The sequence below is a fragment of the Arthrobacter sp. HMWF013 genome, assembly GCF_003061105.1.
Lineage (GTDB): Bacteria > Actinomycetota > Actinomycetes > Actinomycetales > Micrococcaceae > Arthrobacter.
This window is the reverse complement of the sequence record NZ_QAIQ01000467.1, coordinates 3,286-3,924: the sequence shown is the minus strand read 5'-3', so window position 1 is coordinate 3,924 and position 639 is coordinate 3,286. Positions and strand designations below refer to the sequence as shown.

The window sequence follows — 639 nt, the reverse complement described above, 5'->3', positions numbered from 1 at the left end:
AACTCCCCAACCGCACTGTCCTGGCGCGATGACAACCAGTCCCTGACCGTCTCGCTGGGGGACCTGGAGATCGCCACCTACACCTACGACGCCACCGACGAACAGCGCGAATCACCGCGGCCTTTCTTCCATCCGCTGCGCACCACCGCCGGGGAAACCGTCAGTGTCTACCGCCCGTGGGACCACGTGTGGCACAAGGGCATCGCCTGGTCATTGCCGCACTTCGGCGAGGACAACTTCTGGGGCGGCCCCAGCTTCCGCCGCGGCGAAGACTACACGTGGCTGCCCAACAACGGCGCCATGCGGCACGAGCGGGTGATCGACGCAGGGCTCGGCGGCGGCGCGTTCAGTTTCACCCACGCGCTGAGCTGGTGGACCCAGGGTGGGAAACACGTGGTGGATGAGATCCGGAGCATCCGGATCAGCCCGAACGTTGACGGTGACTCCTGGACGTTGGTCTTCGACACCGAAATTACCAACGTTTCCGGGGCCGATATCCAGATCGGCTCCCCCACCACCGAGGGCCGCGAGAACGCAGGCTACGGCGGACTTTTCTGGCGCGGACCCCGCGAATTCGCCGGCGGCCGGATCGCCGGCCCGGGCGGGGCCACCGGCGAAGCGCTGCGCGGCACCCGCGGC

The 639-nt window shown here is 67.8% G+C and carries 1 protein-coding gene; it reads left to right on the top strand.

Annotation, left to right across the window (positions count from 1 at the left end):
* Window positions 1-15 precede the first annotated feature (15 nt).
* Window positions 16-639 (top strand): PmoA family protein (locus DBR22_RS16775; RefSeq protein ID WP_258229257.1); only part of this gene is annotated, 624 nt, incomplete at its 3' end.